Annotated in this window: 20 protein-coding genes and 1 other annotated feature; of the genes, 4 read left to right on the forward strand and 16 right to left on the reverse strand. The window is 46.0% G+C overall.

All coding sequences use genetic code 11. The annotated features are described in order from the left end of the window. Positions 1-59: 59 nt before the first annotated feature. The 13 genes from AACQ75_RS11385 to AACQ75_RS11445 all read right to left on the reverse strand — a co-directional run bounded on the left by AACQ75_RS11385 (position 60) and on the right by AACQ75_RS11445 (position 11,140). Entirely contained in the window at positions 60-449 is a 390-nt protein-coding gene (locus AACQ75_RS11385) for a GspS/AspS pilotin family protein (RefSeq protein ID WP_170888676.1), read from the reverse strand. 1 nt (position 450) lies between these two features. After that, on the reverse strand, positions 451-747 hold the full coding sequence (locus tag AACQ75_RS11390) for a YciI family protein (protein WP_170888677.1): 297 nt from the start codon (positions 745-747) through the stop codon (positions 451-453). 90 nt (positions 748-837) lie between these two features. Continuing rightward, positions 838-1,239, reverse strand: coding sequence for an acyl-CoA thioester hydrolase YciA (gene yciA, locus AACQ75_RS11395; RefSeq protein ID WP_013857152.1), 402 nt, complete (start codon positions 1,237-1,239; stop codon positions 838-840). 131 nt (positions 1,240-1,370) lie between these two features. Further along, a complete protein-coding gene (locus tag AACQ75_RS11400; protein WP_017042013.1) occupies positions 1,371-1,937 on the reverse strand; it encodes a septation protein A in 567 nt (188 codons plus the stop codon). 102 nt (positions 1,938-2,039) lie between these two features. After that, a complete protein-coding gene (locus tag AACQ75_RS11405; RefSeq protein ID WP_017044617.1) occupies positions 2,040-2,291 on the reverse strand; it encodes a hypothetical protein in 252 nt (83 codons plus the stop codon). A gap of 228 nt (positions 2,292-2,519) precedes the next feature. Further along, entirely contained in the window at positions 2,520-3,779 is a 1,260-nt protein-coding gene (locus AACQ75_RS11410; protein ID WP_170888678.1) for a dicarboxylate/amino acid:cation symporter, read from the reverse strand. Positions 3,780-4,105: 326 nt separating this feature from the next. Further along, on the reverse strand, positions 4,106-4,912 hold the full coding sequence (gene trpA / locus AACQ75_RS11415; protein WP_017047754.1) for a tryptophan synthase subunit alpha: 807 nt from the start codon (positions 4,910-4,912) through the stop codon (positions 4,106-4,108). After that, a complete protein-coding gene (gene trpB, locus AACQ75_RS11420; RefSeq protein ID WP_013857145.1) occupies positions 4,912-6,102 on the reverse strand; it encodes a tryptophan synthase subunit beta in 1,191 nt (396 codons plus the stop codon). The genes trpA and trpB overlap by 1 nt, the downstream gene beginning before the upstream one ends. A gap of 131 nt (positions 6,103-6,233) precedes the next feature. After that, positions 6,234-7,643, reverse strand: a complete 1,410-nt coding sequence (gene trpCF / locus AACQ75_RS11425; RefSeq protein ID WP_094164104.1) for a bifunctional indole-3-glycerol-phosphate synthase TrpC/phosphoribosylanthranilate isomerase TrpF — start codon at positions 7,641-7,643, stop codon at positions 6,234-6,236. A 5-nt stretch (positions 7,644-7,648) separates the two neighbouring features. After that, complete coding sequence (trpD, locus tag AACQ75_RS11430) at positions 7,649-8,647, reverse strand: anthranilate phosphoribosyltransferase (RefSeq protein ID WP_013857143.1); 999 nt, start codon at positions 8,645-8,647, stop codon at positions 7,649-7,651. Positions 8,648-8,667: 20 nt separating this feature from the next. Then, entirely contained in the window at positions 8,668-9,258 is a 591-nt protein-coding gene (locus tag AACQ75_RS11435) for an aminodeoxychorismate/anthranilate synthase component II (protein WP_013857142.1), read from the reverse strand. Positions 9,259-9,263: 5 nt separating this feature from the next. After that, positions 9,264-10,829 (reverse strand): anthranilate synthase component 1, encoded by a 1,566-nt coding sequence (locus AACQ75_RS11440; protein ID WP_094129427.1) that lies wholly within the window; start codon positions 10,827-10,829, stop codon positions 9,264-9,266. Between the two features lie 124 nt (positions 10,830-10,953). Then, positions 10,954-11,056: a sequence feature (Trp leader region), on the reverse strand. Continuing rightward, positions 11,003-11,140 (reverse strand): hypothetical protein, encoded by a 138-nt coding sequence (locus tag AACQ75_RS11445; protein ID WP_010318233.1) that lies wholly within the window; start codon positions 11,138-11,140, stop codon positions 11,003-11,005. (Overlaps the previous feature by 54 nt.) A 64-nt stretch (positions 11,141-11,204) precedes the next feature. Here AACQ75_RS11445 and rnm point away from each other — a divergent pair, with 64 nt between their 5' ends. The 4 genes from rnm (at position 11,205) to AACQ75_RS11465 (ending at position 15,611) form a co-directional block, all read left to right on the forward strand. After that, the gene (gene rnm, locus AACQ75_RS11450; protein WP_170888679.1) at positions 11,205-12,074 is read left to right on the forward strand and encodes an RNase RNM; all 870 of its coding nucleotides are present in this window, start codon (positions 11,205-11,207) and stop codon (positions 12,072-12,074) included. After that, positions 12,071-12,691, forward strand: a complete 621-nt coding sequence (locus AACQ75_RS11455; protein ID WP_013857139.1) for an L-threonylcarbamoyladenylate synthase — start codon at positions 12,071-12,073, stop codon at positions 12,689-12,691. The genes rnm and AACQ75_RS11455 overlap by 4 nt, the downstream gene beginning before the upstream one ends. 121 nt (positions 12,692-12,812) lie before the next feature. Next, the gene (gene rluB / locus AACQ75_RS11460; protein ID WP_170888680.1) at positions 12,813-13,844 is read left to right on the forward strand and encodes a 23S rRNA pseudouridine(2605) synthase RluB; all 1,032 of its coding nucleotides are present in this window, start codon (positions 12,813-12,815) and stop codon (positions 13,842-13,844) included. Positions 13,845-14,120: 276 nt separating this feature from the next. Continuing rightward, positions 14,121-15,611, forward strand: coding sequence for a putative bifunctional diguanylate cyclase/phosphodiesterase (locus AACQ75_RS11465; RefSeq protein WP_170888681.1), 1,491 nt, complete (start codon positions 14,121-14,123; stop codon positions 15,609-15,611). Positions 15,612-15,841: 230 nt separating this feature from the next. Here AACQ75_RS11465 and cydC read toward each other — a convergent pair whose 3' ends face one another. The 3 genes from cydC to trxB form a co-directional block, all read right to left on the reverse strand. Beyond that, positions 15,842-17,563 (reverse strand): heme ABC transporter ATP-binding protein/permease CydC, encoded by a 1,722-nt coding sequence (cydC, locus tag AACQ75_RS11470; RefSeq protein ID WP_170888682.1) that lies wholly within the window; start codon positions 17,561-17,563, stop codon positions 15,842-15,844. Beyond that, a complete protein-coding gene (gene cydD / locus AACQ75_RS11475) occupies positions 17,556-19,343 on the reverse strand; it encodes a heme ABC transporter permease/ATP-binding protein CydD (protein ID WP_170888683.1) in 1,788 nt (595 codons plus the stop codon). Before cydD ends, cydC begins: the two co-directional genes overlap by 8 nt. A 137-nt stretch (positions 19,344-19,480) precedes the next feature. Continuing rightward, positions 19,481-20,440: a thioredoxin-disulfide reductase gene (trxB, locus tag AACQ75_RS11480; RefSeq protein ID WP_088721139.1), complete on the reverse strand. Its 960-nt coding sequence runs from the start codon at positions 20,438-20,440 to the stop codon at positions 19,481-19,483. Positions 20,441-20,467: the final 27 nt, after the last annotated feature.

Consider the following 20,467-nt stretch of genomic DNA (forward strand, 5'->3'; position numbering starts at 1 on the left):
TCAAATGAAGCCTCTGTTTTTTACGAATAAAGTGGTGGTCATCACTAATAAGGGGAGGACTATTGTGCCGAACAAGTTGCTTTACTAATGAATTGGTCCACAACAAGTTGGCCCCGCGTATTGCGCATTTTAATTCTATAAGTTAAGCCGAGGTCGAGGTTAGCGCGTGTGGTTGAATCCGAGCAGTAGGTATTGATGCTGGTTTTCAACACTTGATCAATCGGCTTTGCTCCTTTTTGACCCTCATTGTAAATCATCATAATTTCCACCGTACTGCCTTTAGCACTGGCACGCATCACGGACAAAGGCCCAAATTCTAAGGGTAACTCAGCGCTAATCACATTCGCGCGATTACTGGCTACGGCTTCCAAATATTTTTGCTGATCACTATTCGAGCTACAACCCACCAGTACCAGCGTTGTAAACAGAGCACAGAGAATGACTTTCATCTTAAAACACTTTCTTGAAGGGTTTAACGATAACATGTTGATACACACCGGCAGCAACATAAGGATCGGCATCCACCCATGCTTGAGCTTGTCTTAAAGAATCAAACTCAGCGATGACCGTTGACCCTGTAAACCCAGCTTCTGCTGGATTCTCCGAATCAATTGCTGGCATTGGCCCTGCGGTTAATAGACGACCTTCATCTTGCAAGGTTTGTAAGCGCTCTAAATGTTGTGGCCGGACACTCATGCGTTTTTCCAACGAGTTTTCTACGTCTTGAGAGAAAATAACGTACCACATATTGATATCCTTATTGTTTGATAATGAAGTCGAGGCCTTACTGTACTGAAACTGGCGCGTATTGAAAGCAACCAAACTGAATTTCTGTGATCAGTTGCTAGGCTTAATCGGTCGAGGGCGGCCATCGGTATCAATGGCGACATAATTGAAGGTTGCTTCACATACTTGGAAACGATCTCCCACGCTGTCGTATTTGATGGGTTTTACCCATACTTCAAGATTGACGGACATTGAAGTGCGGCCAATTTTGGTGCATTCACCATAACAACACACCACATCACCTACCTTGACGGGTTTTTTAAACGTAATGCTAGAAACAGACACAGTGACAACGCGGCCAAATGAGATCTCTTTGGCTAAAATTGCGCCAGCCAAGTCGAGTTGAGACATGATCCAACCGCCGAAAATGTCACCGTTGGCGTTAGTATCTGCTGGCATGGCTAAGGTGCGTAGCAATAATTGGCCTCTTGGGGCGCTATTTTCCTGATTCATTTTTCGACATCCACAACAACAAAACAGCGACCAAAGTGGTCGCTGAAAAATAGGGACGGATTATACCAAAGACAGCCTGTTTTGCACTTAAAGAGTTCTCTGAATGAATCCTAGCGAGAAGGTTAGTGCAATCAGTGCTCGTGCGAGGAGGGTTTGCTCTCGGAAACTTGCTTCTCTTTTGGCAGGTGTTTGTAGATAAAAACACCCGTTAATAAGGTATAAACAAAAGTTGCGGCTAATAAGCCAAATACTTTGAAGTTGACCCAAACATCCAATGGCAGTTGATATGCAATGTAGATGTTTAGTACAGCGCAAACGCTGAAAAAGAAAACCCACGCCCAGTTGATTTTTGCCCATACGTGCTCAGGTAAGGTTAGCTCTTTGCCAAGCATTCCTTTAATGGCTGATTTGCCCATGATGTGGCTGATGGTCAAGCCCAAGGCAAAAACAACGTAAACAATGGTGACTTTCCATTTAATGAAATTGTCATCGTGAAAGAAAATCGTCATACCACCGAAGATAGTCACCATCAAAAATGTGATGATCTGCATTTTTTCAACTTTCTTATACAGTGCGTAGGTCAGGGCAATCTGTACCGCACTGGCCACGATAAGTGCCCCTGTGGCGACATAGATGTCGTACATCTTGAAAAGGGCAAAAAAGATGATAAGTGGTATAAAATCAATAAGTTGCTTCATTCGTATTTATGCTTCCGATTTAAACGTTGCGCACAGTCTAACCAAAACCGTGTCAGAGCTAAATAGAAAGAGACAATTCGAAACAAATTAACTAGAAATGGATCAGCGTTCCCAGCCGCTGGTTTCAAGTTGTGGTATTGCTCGTTTCATATCTTCTAAATAGCCTTCACTTTTTAAATTGGCGACAGCTATCTGCAATTCTTCATCTGTCATTGAAAAACAGGAATCTTTGCCAGTAATTAAGCCTAGATATTGGTGGTATTCAAATTCACTGAAATGGCCAATCCGATCGATAACCAATTCTCGGATCCCGTGGTGAATCAAACCATAATAAGTATCACGATGAATATCCATTACTCATACTCCAAGTCGATTCGTGCTAACGCCAAAAGTTTGCCGCTGCTATGTGGCACGAAAGAGGTGTCGTTTATTATAGCAATCGCAATGCCAACTTTATCGTCAGTCATAGGGCGCTTTAATGATTAACTTTAGTATGAGAACTGTTTTTTTTGCAAATTGCGACGCAAAAAGAAAGCCGCATAGAATGCGGCTTGTATTGGATCAATGATGCTCTGTGATGAGTTAGGCTTTTTGCTGCTTCAATGAGGCCTCAGTGGCTTCTTCTTCAATCAAAGCATCAACAATAACGGCACACGCGGCATCCCCTGTGATGTTGAGCGCGGTACGGATCATGTCGAAGATACGGTCAAGGGCGAATAGTAGTGGCAAACCTTCAATTGGAATTCCAGCCGCTAGCAAAACGGCCACTACAAGGAAAGAAGGACCAGGAACACCTGCTTGACCGACGGCGCCCAGTGTCGCTGTTACGATGATGGCAATGTAAGCGCCCATCGAGAGATCAATATTGAATAGCTGGGCAAAGAAAATCGCAACTAAACCGTAATAGATGGCGTTGCCAGACATGTTGATGGTGGCACCTAACGGCAAAACAAAGGCGGCAGTTGAGTTGCGTACGCCAAGGTCATGTTCTACGGTATCCATAGTGACAGGGAGTGTCGCCATTGATGAAGCGGTTGAAAGGGCTACGGCTTGAGGCTTTTTCATCGCAAGGATAAATTTCTTAGCCGACGTCTTGGTTAAGACCTGAATCATCAGCGGGTAAGCAATAAAGCCGAAAATTAAAATGGCCGCGACATAAACCAAAAAGAGTTTAAACACCACCATCAGTGCACCAAAACCAAACGTGCCGACGGCTTCAGCCATCAAACCGAATACACCGATAGGCGCGATGATCATCACTTTATTGATCATCCACACCATGGCATCAACAATGGTGTTTACGCCATTGATGATCGGGTCACGTTTTTCTTTGCTCTGTTTAGAAATGGCAATGCCAAAGAACAAGCAAAAAACAAGGATTTGTAGAATGTTGGCATTATTCAGTGACTGGAAAACGTTGGTTGGGATCATACCCGTAATGGTTGCCCAAAAAGTAGGTAGTTCACCTTTTGCTGCATATTCGGCAGAAAACATACCTTCAACGCCCGAAATATCGACGCCGATACCCGGTTGGAAGACTTCGCCCATTACCAGTGCCAGCGTCACGGCGAGTGCGGAAGTGACCGCAAAAAAGCTGAGTGTGACAAAACCGACTTTACCCGCCGCGTGGCTATTACCAAGGCCCGCAGCACCGGAAATAAGCGCAACGGCCACCAGTGGGATCACCAGCATCTTAATTAGGTTGATAAAAATGACACCCAGTGGCGAAAAGATGGCCGCATCGTGTCCCATCATGGCACCAACGGCAGTACCAATGATCATTGCAATGACGACTTGCACGCCAATGTTGCTTAACAAACTCTTTTTGTTTAACACTTCCATAACCTCTGTGCTAATTAATTGTAAATTCCTAGTGTTACCCACTACATAAATATCAATCGGTGGATAAATATTTCGATTAGCTTTTTACACGGATATTTTACATTTAGCAATATGGTAACAAGGTAAATTGACAAGATTATTGATAGTTCATTGACATGAAACGTGGTTTTTTCAAAAAGAAAACGTTTGCTATTTGTTTTGTCAATTAAATGAGCGGTTGATTTGTGTTTTGTGAATGAATTTGGCGAGGTGTAAATGTTAAAAAAAAGATCGATTTCTTGGTTTGACTCAGAAATCGATCGGGTTGGTTCTTGCTGTAAACCAATTTATTTCAACGTTGCTGCTTTCATGCTGGAAACGAAATGGCTGAGAGTCGTTAACATTTCATCTGGCTGATTAAGTCGTTGTTCAATAATTTTCACCACTGCGGATCCCGATATTGCGCCAGCGGCACCGGCGGTGATGGCCTGTTTGACTTGCTCAGGTTCTGATATCCCAAACCCAAGCAATGCGGGTGGGGCATCAAATTGGTTTAGTCTTTCCAACAAGGCATGTACTGGCATATTGGCTTTTGTTTCTGCTCCTGTCACACCGGATCGAGACAGTAGATAAGTATAGCCACGGCCAAGTTTGGCGACCGCGGCTAGGGTCTCATCACTGGCGGTGGGTGGTGCGATGAAAATGGGTTGAATCCCGTATTTGTCTGCCGCCGCGACAAATTCACGGCTTTCATTAGTCGGAACATCGGCGATCAATACTGAATCCACACCTGCATTTTTACAGCGTTGGTAGAAGTTCTCGATGCCGCGTGAATAAACGAGGTTGGCATACATGAGTAGTCCGATAGGCAGGTCAGGATATTGCGCGCGAATTTTGGTGATCAACTCAAAGCAGATATCTGGAGTCGTCCCTGCATCCAGTGCACGAATATTCGCCCCTTGGATGGTTGGGCCATCAGCGAGCGGATCAGAGAAAGGGATACCGAGTTCTAATGCGTCTGCTCCTGCTTCCACTAGCGTTTGCATGATGCGCAGTGATTGCTCTGGATCTGGGTCCCCGATGGTCACAAATGGAACAAACGCACCTTGATTGTTGTCAGCTAAACGCTGAAATAGGGTTTGATAGCGATCCATTACAGCGCTCCTTTCTCTTCTAATAGTTTATGGACGGTGAAAATATCTTTATCGCCGCGACCGGATAGATTCACGACCAATAACTGCTCTTTTTCTGGCTCGGCATACGCCATCTTCACGGCGTAAGCAACCGCATGTGATGATTCCAGCGCGGGAATAATGCCTTCGTTACGTGCGATCGATTGGAAAGCATCGAGTGCTTCATCATCGGTAATGCTTTCGTACTCAGCGCGGCCTGTCGCATAAAGATGAGCGTGCTGAGGGCCAACAGAAGGGAAATCAAGCCCAGCGGACACCGAGTAAGACTCTTCCACTTGCCCGTTTTCATCTTGCATCAAAGGTGATTTCATGCCGAAGAAAATACCTGTCTTGCCGTGCTTCAATGGCGCGCCATGCTGGTGGGTATGAATGCCTTTTCCTGCTGGCTCAATGCCAATCAAACGGACATTCTTTTCTTCAATAAAGTCAGCAAACATGCCAATCGCGTTCGAACCGCCGCCGACACAAGCAAGCACCGCATCCGGTAAACGACCTTCGCGAGCCAAAATTTGCAGTTTCGTTTCTTCGCCAATCATGCGTTGAAATTCACGGACTATGGTTGGAAATGGGTGAGGACCCGCTGCTGTACCTAATAAATAGTGGGTGGTTTCATAGGTGGCAGACCAGTCACGTAGCGCTTCATTGCACGCATCTTTAAGTGTTGCTGATCCTGAATGAACGGGGATCACTTCTGCGCCCATCAGCTTCATACGAAACACGTTGGGGCTTTGGCGTTCAACATCTTTTGCACCCATATAAACGCGACATTTTAGCCCCAGTAGTGCGCAGGCCAACGCCGTTGCAACACCATGTTGCCCTGCGCCTGTTTCGGCAATAATTTCATGTTTACCCATACGCTTAGCAAGCAGTGCCTGACCAAGTACTTGGTTAGTTTTGTGTGCGCCACCGTGCAATAAGTCTTCACGTTTTAAGTACAATTTGGTTTTTGTGCCTTTCGTGAGATTTCGCGTCAAAGTTAGCGCCGTTGGCCGACCTGCATACTCTTGTAGTAACGTCATGAATTCAGCACGAAATTCAGGATCTTCCTGCGCATCAATAAAAGCTTGTTCCAATTGGTCAAGCGCTGGTACTAAAATTTGTGGAACGTATTGACCACCGTATTCGCCAAAATAGGCATCGAGTTTTGCCATGATTCGTATCCTTAGTCTCTGTGTTACTGCTGAGTGATTCAGCGGTAATGAATCTGTTGTTATCCCTTGCTACTTGACCTTGCGGCTGGGTGAGTCACTCGCTTTTCAAGCCAATGGGAATCGATTTAGTGTTAGTACTGCCGAATAGCGTCGAACGCTAGGGTTAGCTTGTGTAAGTCTTTTTTCCCCGGTTCGCTCTCAACACCTGAATTAAGATCGAGCCCTAAACAACCGATGTTTGCTGCTTGCTGAGCATTTTCAGGGGATAAGCCACCCGCCAACATGACATCGTTTACCTCGGTTAGTAATTGCCAGTCAAAACGTTGGCCAGTGCCGCCAGATTGCGTTCCTACTTTGGCATCGAATAAGTGACGGTCAATGTGGCGCTCAAGCTTGGTCGGTAGGCAGTCGCTCACGCCATAAGCTTTCCAGATTTCAATCTGGCTAGGTAAGTGAGCTCTCAATTGGTCAACATAGGCTTGATCTTCTTCGCCATGCAGTTGCACCGCAAAGAGTTTTAACGTCGTAGCAATCTGCGTAATGGCTTCAATAGTGTGATTTTGAAACACGCCCACGTAGCGTAGCGGCGCGCCGCTCATCGTCAAACGTGCATTGTCCAAGTCGACATAGCGTTTGGATTGCGGCACAAAAATTAAGCCACCAAACACGGCTCCAGCTTGATAGGCTTTGGCCGCATCGTCAGCATGAGTTAAGCCGCACACTTTGTTTTCGCCGAGCGTCACTTTACGTACCGCTAGCTCTAAATTTTCTTCGGCCATTAACGAGCTGCCGATTAAAAATCCATTGGCGTATTGCGAAAGTTCACGCACTTGTTGGTGAGTATAAATACCAGACTCCGAGATGATCATGGTTCCTTCTGGGAGTAAAGGTGCCAGCTGTTTAGTGCGATTTAGATCGGTTGAGAGATCGCGCAAGTTGCGGTTATTAATGCCAATAACTTTTGCTTGCAAGGCGACTGCCCGGTGCAGCTCTTCCTCATTGCTCACTTCGGTTAAAATACCCATACCCAATTGGTGAGCCACATTGGCTAGCGTTTGATAGTGTTGATCATCAAGGACGGACAGCATCAATAAAATGGCATCTGCACTGTAGTGACGAGCCAAATAAACCTGATAAACATCAACCATAAAGTCTTTGCAAATCACAGGTTGGCTTACTTGCGCGCGAACGCGTGGCAGAAATTCGAGGTTGCCTTGGAAATATTTTTCATCAGTCAAAACTGAAATGGCGTCTGCATATTGATGGTAAACCGAGGCGATATAATCCAAATCAAAATCTTGGCGAATGAGCCCTTTGGAAGGTGACGCTTTTTTACACTCCAAAATAAAAGCGGTTTTACCCGTATTTAACGCATCATAAAATGAGCGATCCGATGCGGTTAATAAATGTTCGAAGCTGCCTAATGGTTGCTGCGTTTTACGCTGCTCGACCCATTCATATTTGTCATTGACGATTTTGGCCAACACTTCAGCCATTTGAGTATGCTGGGTTGAAATGTGGTCAGAAAGTTGCTCAGGCATGGGGCTTAACCTCTTTGTGCCAGTTGTTGGACAAGCTGATAGGCTTTGCCCGAGTTCATTACACTAATAGCCTGTTGTGTATTGGCTTTGAGATCTTCTTGGCCAAAAAGACGCAGCAGCAGCGCCACATTAACAGCGACGGCAGCCAGTTGCGCTGGCGTGCCTTTCCCTGTCAGCAGGTTGGTGATAATGGCGCGATTCTCCGCAGGCTCACCACCTTGAATGGCTTCAAGTGGATAGCTTTCAACACCAAAATCTTTAGGTGTTAAGGTGTATTCGATGATGTGTCCATCACGAATTTCAGCCACTAAGGTTTCACCATGAATCGCCACTTCATCTAAACCACTGCCATGAACGACCGCTGCACGTTTCAATCCCATTTGTAACATGGTTTGGGCAATAGGCAGAACCAGTTCTTTACTGTAAACACCCATCAGTTCAATGTTGGGGCGAGCAGGGTTAATTAGCGGTCCTAATATATTGAAGATAGTGCGCGTTTTCATGGTTTGGCGCACGGGCATCGCATGACGCACGCCACCATGATATTGCGGCGCAAATAGGAAAGCGACGCCCAAATCATCGATGGCTTGGCGAGTATTTTCAGCGCTCATCGCAAGGTTAATACCAAATGAATCCAGTAGATCAGAAGAGCCTGATTTGCTCGATACTCCACGATTACCATGTTTGGCAATTTTTACGCCACAGGCAGCAGCAACAAATGCTGCGGTGGTTGAAATATTAAAAGTATTTGAGCCATCACCACCAGTGCCGACTATGTCTGCAAAATCATAGTCTGGCCTTGGAAACGGGGCCGCGTTAGCCAATAATGCTTTGGCTGCGCCAGCAATTTCATCGGGTGTTTCACCTTTGATTTTCAGTGCCGTCAATACCGCCGCCATCAAAATAGAGTCGAGTTCACCACGGATGATGACATCAAACAGTTGCTGGCTTTCTGCTTGCGAGAGCGACTGCTGCGCGTAAAGTTTATTAATGATGTTTTCCATAAAATATCCCTATAAATCCGTTAGTGGGTGCTTTTTTCTAAAGCCCAATCGATCGCATTGGCAAGCAATGCTGCGCCATGAGTAGTCATGATGGACTCTGGATGAAATTGAAAGCCGCACACTTTATCTTGCTCTTGCACCACGGACATCACGAGCCCATCAACCTCAGCCGTGATGGTTAAACTATCTGGAACCTCAGTAGCCACTAGGGAATGATAACGAGCAATGGCTAGTGGTGACGGTAGCTGTTGGTAAATACGGTGATGTTGGTGTTCCATCATCGAGATTTTTCCATGGATAATTTCGCCAGCACCCGCGACAGTACCGCCGTAAGCTTCAACAATCGCTTGGTGACCTAAACAGATGCCAATGATCGGCACTTTGCCCTTAAGGCGTTGGATTAATTGTGGCATGCATCCCGCGTCTGCGGGCGCGCCCGGTCCGGGGGAGAGTAGCAGCAGCGGTTCATCCAATTGAAAGACCGCTTGTTCAATGCTCTGTGCGGCGATGTTGTTGCGATAAACTGTCACCGTATGGCCGAGTGAGCGGAATTGATCAACAAGGTTGTAGGTAAAGGAATCAAAGTTATCGATAAAAATAATGTTGGCCATGTCTGCTACTCCTGATGCGCGGCTTGAATTGCAGAGATCACGGCTTGTGCTTTACCACGTGTCTCGTCGGCTTCCGATTGAGGGTCTGAATCATAAACGACCCCAGCGCCCGCTTGAACTTGCGCAATACCCTGTTCGACATAAGCCGAGCGGATCACAATGCAAGTATCTAAATCGCCTTCCCCGGTAAGATAGCCTACCGCGCCACCGTAACTGCCACGGCGGGCTTTTTCCACGTTACGGATAAGCTGCATGGCGCGAATCTTCGGCGCACCAGTGAGTGTGCCCATATTCATGCACGCTTGGTAAGCGTGCAGTGCATCGAGATCGCTTCGGAGTTGACCCACCACGCGAGAAACCAAATGCATGACGTGACTGTAGCGATCCACTTTCAATAAATCAGCGACGTGGCGCGTTCCTGCTTGTGCAATACGTGCGACATCGTTGCGCGCAAGGTCGACTAACATCATGTGTTCAGCGTTCTCTTTTTTGTCGCAACGTAGTTCAAGTTCAATGCGGCTATCTAAATCAAAATCAATTGAACCATCGGCGCGTTTACCACGGCGGCGAGTCCCTGCGATAGGGTAAATCTCAATCTGGTTGGTTTCGGTGGCGTATTTCAATGCGCTTTCAGGAGAAGCGCCAAACAGAGTAAAGCGTTCGTCTTGCATATAAAACATGTAAGGGCTTGGATTGCTCTCTTTCAGTTTTTTATAAGCAGCAAGTGGTGAAGGGCAAGGCAGGGTAAATCGGCGAGAAGGGACCACCTGAAAAACATCGCCTTTCACGACAAATTCTTTTAACGCTTGAACGGTCTTGCAAAACTCTTGGTCAGAAATATTCGTTGTCACGCTTACGTTAGCTACGGTTTTGGCTTGCGGTAGTAATTTGGGTGCGGCACATTGCTGCGCGATCTCTTGTAAACGAGTAATTAATGTTTCGCGCATTGTTGGCGTGGGGTTAAAAACACTGGCTTGCAACTGACAATGCTCAGTTTTATGGTCAATCACCAACAAGGTTTCTGCGATATAAAAAACGTAGTCTGGACACTGATTAGTCGTATCGGCATTTCCTAGCGGTTCGAAGTTGGCCACCAAATCGTAGGCAAATAAACCGCCTAGAAAGAGGGCATGTTTATCGTGATGACGAAGATCGAAACTGTGCTGCACGAGGCGTAGTGCATCAAAAGAAGAGGCTTCGCGTAGGCGAGAATCTTCGTCTAGCGTGTCGCATGGTGCTTGAAATTGAAGCGTTAAGGTATTTTGTTGTAACTGATGTTCAATATCCGTTTTAATATTACGCTGTAGATGTTCGATGAGCTGTTGACCATTGTCTGTCAATGCGTGAAAAGTGACAACGTGACCAAAGCAAGTGATGCGCACGGCAGCATCAACCAATAATAGACTTTTGAGATCCTGTTTTGAGTCGATCTCGGCGGATTCTAATAGCAAACAATCTGTTTTTGACTCACATAGCGTATGAAATAGACGTGTTGGATCTTGGGTATAAGGCACGGACATATTGATTACGTCAATTTGGCCTAAGTTTTTAATTTCAATGGTCTTATTCACAAGACCTCCTTGATGAATTTTAATGTTCCTGTCGTCCATACTCGCATAATCCTCTTAGAGACCCAATCATCACTTTGGGGGTTTCGCTGTTTTATTGCGCAATGTAATGTGAGCTATTCGACAAAATAAAAAGCCCGCTCATTGAGGCGGGCTTTGTGAATTCGTGTTCTATTTTAAAAGTACACGGTTGCCCACCAAGAACTTGTCCAAGTGTGCCACCAATTGAGCTCAGATGAAGCTGCGCTTAAATTGTGATTATGGTTTTGGTTAAATTCTTGTAACATGGTCAACCTCAAATACGTGCCTTGCATTTGTGTACTAGTTAACTAGTGCGAGAGTAAAAAGTCAAGCCTAAAAGATGGCCAAAATAAAATTATGAGAATTGATCTACATAGCCACACCACTTCTTCAGATGGCAGGTTATCGCCGCAAGCGTTAATCGATAGGGCGCTAAGCTTTGATATTGAGGTATTGGCGATCACTGATCACGATACGACTGATGCATTAACTATTGCTCATGACTATATTAATCAGCAACAATTACCCATCACCTTGATCGATGGCATCGAGATTTCCACGGTTTGGCAAAATAAAGATATTCATATTGTTGGGCTCAACATCGACTCAAACGCTCAAGCTCTGCAGCAGTTAATTGAGCAGCAAAAGACACATCGTGTGCAGCGCGCACAATTGATTGCACAACGATTGCAAAAAGTGACACGTGAAGGAGTGTTAGAAGAGGTGCAAGCCATCGCCGGAGAGGCACCGATTACTCGTGCGCATTTCGCAAAATGGCTGGTTGAACAGGGGTTTGCGAAGAACATGCAGCAGGTGTTCAAAAAGTTTCTCACCCGCGATAATCCCGGGTATGTACCACCAAGTTGGTGCTCGATGACCGATGCCGTTGAAGCAATACACGCCGCTGGTGGCCAAGCGGTATTAGCGCATCCTGGACGATATGACTTGACGACCAAGTGGCTCAAGCGCTTAATAACGGCGTTTGTAGAAGCGGGTGGTGACGCTATGGAAGTGGCACAGCCACAACAAGCGCCACAAGAAAGACGTAATTTGGCCGATTATGCCATACAATACAATCTATTAGCTTCTCAAGGCAGTGACTTTCATTACCCCTCACCTTGGATGGAACTGGGGCGAAATCTTTGGTTGCCTTCTGGCGTCGATCCTGTCTGGAAAGATTGGGGTTTAAGCCCCGTAGATAGACTCAATAATGAGGAATTACAATGAGCCAGTTTTTTTACGTTCATCCAGAAAACCCGCAGACTCGCTTGATTACTCAAGCGGTTGCCATTATCCGCAATGGCGGAGTTGTTGTGTACCCAACGGATTCTGGTTATGCACTAGGCTGCCAACTAGAAAATAAACAAGCATTAGAGCGTATTTGCCAAATTCGACGCCTTGATGATAAGCATAATTTTACCTTGCTGTGCCGTGATTTGTCAGAGCTCTCTTTTTATGCGCGTGTGGATAATACCGCTTTTCGCTTGCTCAAGAATAATACACCTGGCCCTTATACGTTTATTTTCAAAGGGACCAAAGAAGTGCCACGTCGGTTGATGAATGCGAAGCGTAAGACGATCGGTATCCGCGTGCCTAATAACCGTATTGCACTTGATTTACTTGAAGCGTTAGGTGAACCACTAATGTCCACCTCACTTATTTTGCCCGGCAACACCCATACAGAATCGGATCCAGAAGAGATTCGGGATCGTCTTGAGCACGCCGTGGATGTCATTTTAAACGGGGGTTATTTAGGTGAACAGCCGACGACAGTGATTGATTTCAGTGAAGATGAGATGGTGGTTGCTCGCGTGGGAGCGGGCGATCCAACACCTTTTGAATAGCTTTTGAGTAGGCCATCAAAACGAGTGCTTTTTGGCGTAGAATTTGAGATACTATGCGGCCGCGATTTTGGGGTCGCATTTTTTCATTCGACGTCTGTGAAGACGACACATAGGTAGATAAATGAGCGAAAAGTTACAAAAAGTTTTAGCACGAGCTGGTCATGGTTCTCGTCGTGAGTTAGAAGCTTTGATTAGAGCAGGACGTGTCAGTGTTAATGGCAAGGTAGCTATGTTGGGCGAGCGTCTAGAAGATGATAACGCGGTTGTGCGTATTGATGGGCATGCTGTTTCCGTTAAAGCACCAGAAGAGGTTATTTGCCGAGTGCTTGCTTACTACAAACCGGAAGGTGAGCTTTGTACCCGTCATGATCCAGAAGGCCGTCGGACGGTATTTGATCGTCTACCTAAAATTCGTGGTTCGCGTTGGATTTCAGTTGGCCGCTTAGATGCCAACACCTCAGGCTTACTTCTCTTTACTACCGATGGTGAATTGGCTAATCGCCTTATGCACCCAAGCCGTCAAGTAGAACGCGAATATTTAGTGCGTGTTTTTGGCGAAGTGAACGAACAGAAAGTGCGTAACCTCGTTAAAGGGGTTGAGCTAGAAGATGGCTTGGCACGCTTTGAAGATATTGTTTACGCTGGTGGTGAAGGTATGAACCATACTTTCTACGTCGCGATTAACGAAGGCCGTAACCGTGAAGTTCGTCGTCTTTGGGAATCTCAAGATACCACAGTGAGCCGTTTGAAACGCGTTCGTTATGGCGAGATCTATTTGGACAAAAAACTGCCACGCGGCGGTTGGATGGAACTGGATCTTAAAGATGTAAACTATTTACGTGAATTGGTTGAACTGCGTCCTGAAAAAGAGACGATGCTAGATTTGAGCAAAGACAACACTTCACGTACTCGTGAGCGTGCGCGTAGCCAAAAAATTCGCCGTGCCGTTAAGCGCCATGAAGAGCGCGTAACGACGACAGGCAAGCCTAAAAGTCGTACGACCAATGGTACAACGACGAATGGTAAAAAAACTAACGGTACGACAACCAATGGCCGTCGCAAGCCTGCTTCAAGTACCCGTAACAGTGGTGCAGATGGTAGCCGCGGCACTGGTCGGCCTCAAACTGGTAAAGCGAAAGCGCCACGTCGATAAGCGAAACTTTCTCGTTGCCTGTTAATTGATATTAAAATCCCGAGCTAAGCTCGGGATTTTTTCGTTTAAGAGATTGATAATAAACTAAAAATTAAAACAATAGAGTTGGTATTGAGCACTTGTACATGATTGACATCCATATGTTCCATATTTTCCGGTATTAAGTGTGTAGAGTGAAGAAACAGGCTACATGTGGCATGTATGGTATGGTTGACTAAATTTTAGTGATGCTACAATGTTACGATCATAAGCGGGTAGATTTGGAGTTAGTTAAACATGGATAGAGCAGGCATCTCAGCCGTTAAAGTGACACTTATCTACGCAACATTTGCCGTGCTCTGGATATTATTCTCGGATATGACAGTCGAATTATTGCTAGATAACGCCCAGTTGCGCGCTCTCGCTCAAACCTATAAGGGGTTGATGTTTGTCAGTATTACCGCCTTACTTTTGCTCATGTTGGTGCTTAGAGGTAACCGCTTACTAGAAAAGGCCAATGATATGGACAGCCTCACTGGGCTGCACAGCCTTAGTATGTTTGTGCGCACTCTCAATATAACGATCAAGAAATTAAAGTCTAATGAGCGATTTATTCTTTGTTACCTCGATGTCGACGATTTTAAAAGTATCAACGAAACTCTGGGGTTTGAGCGTGCAGATGCATTTTTGCAGGATTTAGCTCACGATATTAACGAAATGACTTTGCCCGGCTCATTAGTATCGCGCTTACATGCCGATCAGTTTGCCAGTTTTGTAAAGTTGAGTGACGCTGTAGATATGGATTCTCATGTTCGGAGCGTCCAACGTCTGTATACCCATCGGGCCAAGCAACACAATATTGAAACAACTTGCTGCATAGGTGTTGCCATTTACCCAGCCGATGGTATCAGTGCCAGAGAACTGATGGTTTCCGCGACTGAGGCTCTTAATGTTGCAAAGAAACAAAAGAATGCCATTCAGTATCATGACAAAACATTAACAGAAAAAGCGATGCAGCGCCGGCAAATGGTCCTCGACCTGCGCTTAGCGATCGACGACGATAGCTTAACGGTTGTATATCAACCTAAATATGACCTAAAAACATTAACAGTCAACGGTGTCGAAGTACTGATTCGTTGGAACCATCCTGTTAAAGGCGCTATCCCGCCTGATGTTTTTATCCCATTAGCCGAGGACAATGGCTTGACGGGCGCTATCTCCAAATTTGTGGTTGGAAAAGTATCACAGGAGCTGGGGCGTTCAGGAATATTGGGGACACAAATTAAACACGTTGCTGTTAATGTCTCCGCGACTGAGTTCAATAATGCTGATGAGATGTATGAACTCACGCGATTTATTCAGCAGCATGAGAATTTGAACTCATTCATACGCATTGAAATTACGGAAACAGCAACGCTTACCGATATGAAAAAGAGTGTTGAAATTATTTCTAATCTGCAATCTAACGGGATTACTTTTTCCATCGATGATTTTGGCACGGGTTATACGTCACTTGCCATGCTCAAAGATCTTACTGTAGATGAAATCAAAATTGACCGCAGTTTCGTCTCTGAAGTAGAACATGATGATCGCTCAAGAACGATAGTGAATGCCATTATTGCTATGGCGCAAAGTTTTGACATCAATATTGTGGCAGAAGGCGTAGAGACAGCCAACCAATTGAAAATTTTGCAGACAATGGGCTGTCAACAAGTGCAGGGCTACTACCTAGGACACCCAATGCCAGTGGAAGATCTTATTAACCATCTATCTTTGAATATTAATTAAAAATCTCACCTATAAAATGAGTAGTACGCTCAGTACTTATTAAGCTGATGAGGTACGTATTTAGCTAGTTTGGTTGACTGCCGCTTCTTTGCAAGGCCGCTTCTTCACCCTCATGCACTGACTCTCAAAACAAGAGGGCGAAGATTTTTCATACCAAGCTTCAGTTACCTAATTCAGCATAGTGTTCCTAAAAAAGATAAGTCTCATAACGAGCAAATGACAAACGATGGCTACAAGGTTTGCTGTAGTTGGAAATAGCGGCCTTGTTTGGCCAATAACGCTTGGTGGCTACCGTATTCCACTATTTCACCTTGTTCAATCAGGCAAATAGCATCCATTGTTTCTAACTCGACCAAGCGGTGAGTAATAAAGAGGACCGTTTTATGCGCAAAATGCTGTTGAAATAGAGCCAGAATTTGCTGCTCTGTTTGTTTATCCAAGCCTTCCGTGGGTTCATCGAGTAATAAAATGGAACCGTTATGCAGCAGTGCGCGCGCGATACCGATGCGGCGTTTCTCTCCACCAGAGAGCTGACGGCCGCCGTCACCCAGCCATGCGTCCAAACCTAGATCGTCCAATAGAGTATGTAAACCGACTTGCGTTAAGGCGTGAGCTAACTGTTGATCGTTTGCGCTTGGATTGGCCATCGCGAGGTTGTCTCGCAGCGTGCCATTGAGTACATCTACACGTTGGCTAACCACACTGATGGTTTGGCGAAGTTCGTTCTCATTCCACGCTGTTAAGTGGGTACCTGCAATAGAGACGCTACCTTGCTGTGGATCCCAATAGCGTGACAGCAATTGCATTAAGGTTGATTTGCCCGAGCCTGTTTGCCCCACTATCGCAACGCGATGCCCTGCGGGAATATGGAGATTAACACCGCGTAACACATCTTGGCTGCTGTCAGGATAGTGAAAGGTTACGTCTGAAAATTCAATATCGAATTGACCTGAGTGCTGAGTTAAAGCGGTAGGAAATTGAACTTCAGGCTCAGCCAGAATAATATCGTTGAGGCGGCGAGCAGAAGTGAGTGTTTGCCCTAAATGTTGAAATGCACCAGCAATCGGCATCAGCAGCTCAAAACTTGCCATAGTTGCAAAAGCCACCAGTGCAATCATCGGGTCGGGTTGATTACCTGCCACACCATCGGCGGCAAGCCAGATCACTAACACAAGCGTCCAGCCATTAGCGAGCATGAGCAGTGCTTGTGCAAGGCCAGAAAAATGAGCGTTAGCCAATTGATTGACCAGCAATTTTTGCTGCGCTCTAAGAATCGCTTCACGGTAACGGTTTTCTGCACCAAACAGGGTCAGTTCACTGTAGCCTTGCAACCAGTCAAGCGTTGCAATACGCAAATCCGCCTTGTGCTGGGTGAGCTCGGCACCATTACGCTGACCCAGTTTATAAAAGAGGACAGGCCACACGAGCAGTAGCGTCAGAAGAATTGCACCAAGGGTTAAGCCAATGGCAGGGTCGAACCAACATAAGAATGCCGTTAACGCACTAATGCCCAGTACACCCACGGTTACTGGGCTGATTAAGCGTAAATAGACGTGATCCATAGCATCGATATCTGCCACTAGACGGTTGAGTAAATCAGCGTCTCGGAGGTTTGACACACGTCCTGGGATCAGTGGCGCGAGTTTTTGGAAGAAGAAAATACGCAGATCCGTCAGCAGCTTGAATGTAGCATTATGGCTGACAACACGCTCACCCCAACGTCCTGCAGTGCGTCCCATGGCAAACCCACGTACAAACGCGCCCGGTAGCATGTAGTTGAATGTTTCACGAGCAATGGTTAAGCCAGCAATGGCCGCTGCGGATAAAAACCAGCCGGATAAGGTCAGTAGACCAATCGAGGCAAACAGGGTTAAAAAGGCCAGCAGCATACCGAGAGATAAACCAAACCAGTGCTTTTTATACAATTTAAGGTAAGGGATGAGATCACGCATCAAGGTTCCCCTTATTGGCTTCATCAAGCGCTTGATTAGCTTGTAACATATCGGAAAACAGACCCTTTTGCTGGCTGAGTGTGTTGTAATCGCCTGTTTGAACTATCGCCCCATTTTGCATCACCAAAATCTGTTGCACCGATTTTAATGGTGCTAATTGGTGCGTCACGATTAAAGCGGTGTGGTGTTGAATTTGGCGGTTCAAACCTTGCATCACTAACTGTTCGCTGCGTGCATCTAAGCTGGCGGTTGGTTCATCAAGTAGCCAAAAATTGCCGTTTTGTAGCAGCGCGCGAGCAAGTGCAATTCGCTGAGCTTGTCCGACAGATAATCCACCGGATCGATCGGTGATGGCGTAATCCAAACCATGTTTGTCGACAAATTCAGCCGCATAGGCATTGTCTAAAGCCGAATGAAGCGCTTCGTCACTCATGTCATGCTTGCCGAGGCTGATATTCTCAATGATGGTTCCGTGTACCAATAGTGGGTTTTGCCCAACCCAACTGATCTGCTTACGCCAGCTGGTATGCTCAAGATCGCTCAGTTCAATACCATTGATTTTCAAACTGCCTTGGTAAGGCATGAAGCCTAAAATGGCGTTTACTAAGCTGGTTTTACCTGCACCGCTTGGCCCGACAAGCGCAGTGGTTGAATCGTTATCTAACGTAAATGAAATTGGACCGACCAAGCGTTTTCCTTCTGGACTAAACACTTCGAGATCTTGCGCTACAATGCCAATCTGCTGTGCACCGTCGAGCGAGATAGATCCTGATTTCACCTTGCTGATGTCTGTTTCCAAAAACTCGACAATGCTTTCAGCCGCGCCGACAGCTTGTTGTTTGGCGTGATAAAAGGTGCCCAAATCACGTAATGGTTGATAAAACTCAGGCGCAAGGATCAAGATAAATAGGCCGGAAAATAGAGTTACGGCTGTACCGTAGTAGCCGAAATTCAACTCGCCAATAAAGCTAAAACCAAAGTAAACGGCGGTGATGGCGATCGATATCGAGGTGAAAAATTCTAACACTGCTGATGATAGAAAGGCGATTTTCAATACATCCATTGTGCGAGTGCGAAAGACTTCAGAAGCGCCTTTAAGCTGATCGGCTTCGGCTTGTGTACGGTTGAATAGGCGTATTGTAGTCATCGACTGCAGGCGATCATAAAAGTGACCAGATAACCGCTGCAGAGCTTTGAAATTTTTACGATTAGCATCGGCTGCTTTCATACCGACTAAGGCCATAAACAGCGGCACTAAGGGGGCGGTGATTAAGAAGATCAAACCCGCCGCCCAGTTGACGGGGAAGACCACAATCAAAATCATAAACGGGATCAACACAGATAATGACATCTGCGGTAAATAGCGCGCAAAAAAGTCCTGCATGTTTTCGACTTGTTCAAGCAGTAATGTTGCCCATGCACCGGCAGGCTTACCTTTAATGTAAGCAGGGCCCAACTCGCGAACTTTATCCAGTATTAACTGACGGATATAAATGCGGATCTGCTCTCCGCAGCGAAAACCCGCAATTTCACGCCCCCATGCGCACGCGGCACGTGCGGCAATCGTCACCACCAAACCAAGAAAATAGGGAATGAGCTCTGCTTTATCAACTTGTTCAATAATCAGTTGATGCAGAATGGAGGCGAGGAGTGCGGCCTGAGCCAGCAAAAACACACTTGATAATACGCCAAGGCCAACAGCAATCATTAACCAGCGTTTTGCCAGTTTACTTTGCTGTTTGAGCCAATTATTCAAGCTACGTTGCTTTTTCTTATCCATTTCGAAGGCTTAATGAGAATTATTATGTAAACGGAAGGGCGGTAGTATACAAAATAAAGCCCGATGGATATACCACCGGGCTGTAGGGTTTTGTTATAAAACTGGAAAATAACCTTTTGCTTACTTGTCGTTCATGCCTACTTATCGTTCAAGCTATCTAGGTAACGTTCCGCATCTAAGGCCGCCATACAACCCGTTCCTGCCGAAGTGATCGCTTGGCGATAGTTGTGATCCATCACATCACCAGCAGCAAACACACCTTCAATACTAGTTTGAGTTGCATTACCATCAAGGCCAGATCTGACCACGATATAGCCCTCTTTCATCTCTAACTTACCAGCAAACATGTCGGTATTCGGTTTGTGGCCAATCGCGATAAAGACGCCCATCACGTCCAGATCTTCTGTCGTTTCTGATTGGGTGTGTTTCATACGAACACCCGTCACGCCAGTCTCATCACCTAAGACTTCCTCTAAGGTACGGTCAGTGTGTAGCACTATATTGCCGCTTGCGACTTTATCCATCAGACGGTTAATCAGAATTTTTTCTGCGCGGAACGAATCACGGCGGTGGATGAGGTGAACTTGTGCCGCAATATTAGATAGATAAAGCGCTTCTTCCACAGCGGTATTGCCGCCACCTACAACGGCCACTTTTTGGTTACGATAGAAAAAACCATCGCAAGTAGCACAAGCGGAAACTCCTCGTCCTTTAAAGGCTTCTTCTGAATCTAAACCTAGGTAACGTGCGGATGCACCTGTTGAAATGATCAGAGCATCGCAGCTATATTCTGCACTATCGCCTTTAAGGCGGAATGGCCGCTGTGAAAAATCAACTTCATTAATATGATCAAACACAATCTCGGTTTCGAAGCGCTCGGCATGCTCTTTCATTCGCTCCATTAAAGTAGGGCCCGTGAGGCCTTCGGCGTCTCCTGGCCAATTTTCTACTTCTGTAGTGGTCGTTAACTGGCCACCTTGCTGCATACCGGTAACGAGAACTGGATTAAGGTTAGCGCGAGCGGCGTAAACGGCTGCCGTATAACCTGCCGGGCCAGAACCAAGAATAAGAAGTTTGCAATGTTTCACGTTGCTCATGGGGACTCCAGTATCGAAAATGCTCGA

Origin of the sequence: Vibrio sp. B1-2 (genome assembly GCF_963888445.1) — a bacterium.
Classification (GTDB): Bacteria; Pseudomonadota; Gammaproteobacteria; order Enterobacterales; family Vibrionaceae; genus Vibrio; species Vibrio anguillarum.

Excerpts from the sequence above, each read along its gene's own strand:
- AACQ75_RS11385 (WP_170888676.1), bottom strand. The coding sequence starts at position 449 with ATGAAAGTCATTCTCTGTGCTCTGTTTACAACGCTGGTACTGGTGGGT.
- AACQ75_RS11390 (WP_170888677.1), bottom strand. The coding sequence starts at position 747 with ATGTGGTACGTTATTTTCTCTCAAGACGTAGAAAACTCGTTGGAAAAA.
- yciA (WP_013857152.1), bottom strand. The coding sequence starts at position 1,239 with ATGAATCAGGAAAATAGCGCCCCAAGAGGCCAATTATTGCTACGCACC.
- AACQ75_RS11400 (WP_017042013.1), bottom strand. The coding sequence starts at position 1,937 with ATGAAGCAACTTATTGATTTTATACCACTTATCATCTTTTTTGCCCTT.
- AACQ75_RS11405 (WP_017044617.1), bottom strand. The coding sequence starts at position 2,291 with ATGGATATTCATCGTGATACTTATTATGGTTTGATTCACCACGGGATC.
- AACQ75_RS11410 (WP_170888678.1), bottom strand. The coding sequence starts at position 3,779 with ATGGAAGTGTTAAACAAAAAGAGTTTGTTAAGCAACATTGGCGTGCAA.
- trpA (WP_017047754.1), bottom strand. The coding sequence starts at position 4,912 with ATGGATCGCTATCAAACCCTATTTCAGCGTTTAGCTGACAACAATCAA.
- trpB (WP_013857145.1), bottom strand. The coding sequence starts at position 6,102 with ATGGCAAAACTCGATGCCTATTTTGGCGAATACGGTGGTCAATACGTT.
- trpCF (WP_094164104.1), bottom strand. The coding sequence starts at position 7,643 with ATGCCTGAGCAACTTTCTGACCACATTTCAACCCAGCATACTCAAATG.
- trpD (WP_013857143.1), bottom strand. The coding sequence starts at position 8,647 with ATGGAAAACATCATTAATAAACTTTACGCGCAGCAGTCGCTCTCGCAA.
- AACQ75_RS11435 (WP_013857142.1), bottom strand. The coding sequence starts at position 9,258 with ATGGCCAACATTATTTTTATCGATAACTTTGATTCCTTTACCTACAAC.
- AACQ75_RS11445 (WP_010318233.1), bottom strand. The coding sequence starts at position 11,140 with ATGCAAGGCACGTATTTGAGGTTGACCATGTTACAAGAATTTAACCAA.
- rnm (WP_170888679.1), top strand. The coding sequence starts at position 11,205 with ATGAGAATTGATCTACATAGCCACACCACTTCTTCAGATGGCAGGTTA.
- AACQ75_RS11455 (WP_013857139.1), top strand. The coding sequence starts at position 12,071 with ATGAGCCAGTTTTTTTACGTTCATCCAGAAAACCCGCAGACTCGCTTG.
- rluB (WP_170888680.1), top strand. The coding sequence starts at position 12,813 with ATGAGCGAAAAGTTACAAAAAGTTTTAGCACGAGCTGGTCATGGTTCT.
- AACQ75_RS11465 (WP_170888681.1), top strand. The coding sequence starts at position 14,121 with ATGGATAGAGCAGGCATCTCAGCCGTTAAAGTGACACTTATCTACGCA.
- cydC (WP_170888682.1), bottom strand. The coding sequence starts at position 17,563 with ATGCGTGATCTCATCCCTTACCTTAAATTGTATAAAAAGCACTGGTTT.
- cydD (WP_170888683.1), bottom strand. The coding sequence starts at position 19,343 with ATGGATAAGAAAAAGCAACGTAGCTTGAATAATTGGCTCAAACAGCAA.
- trxB (WP_088721139.1), bottom strand. The coding sequence starts at position 20,440 with ATGAGCAACGTGAAACATTGCAAACTTCTTATTCTTGGTTCTGGCCCG.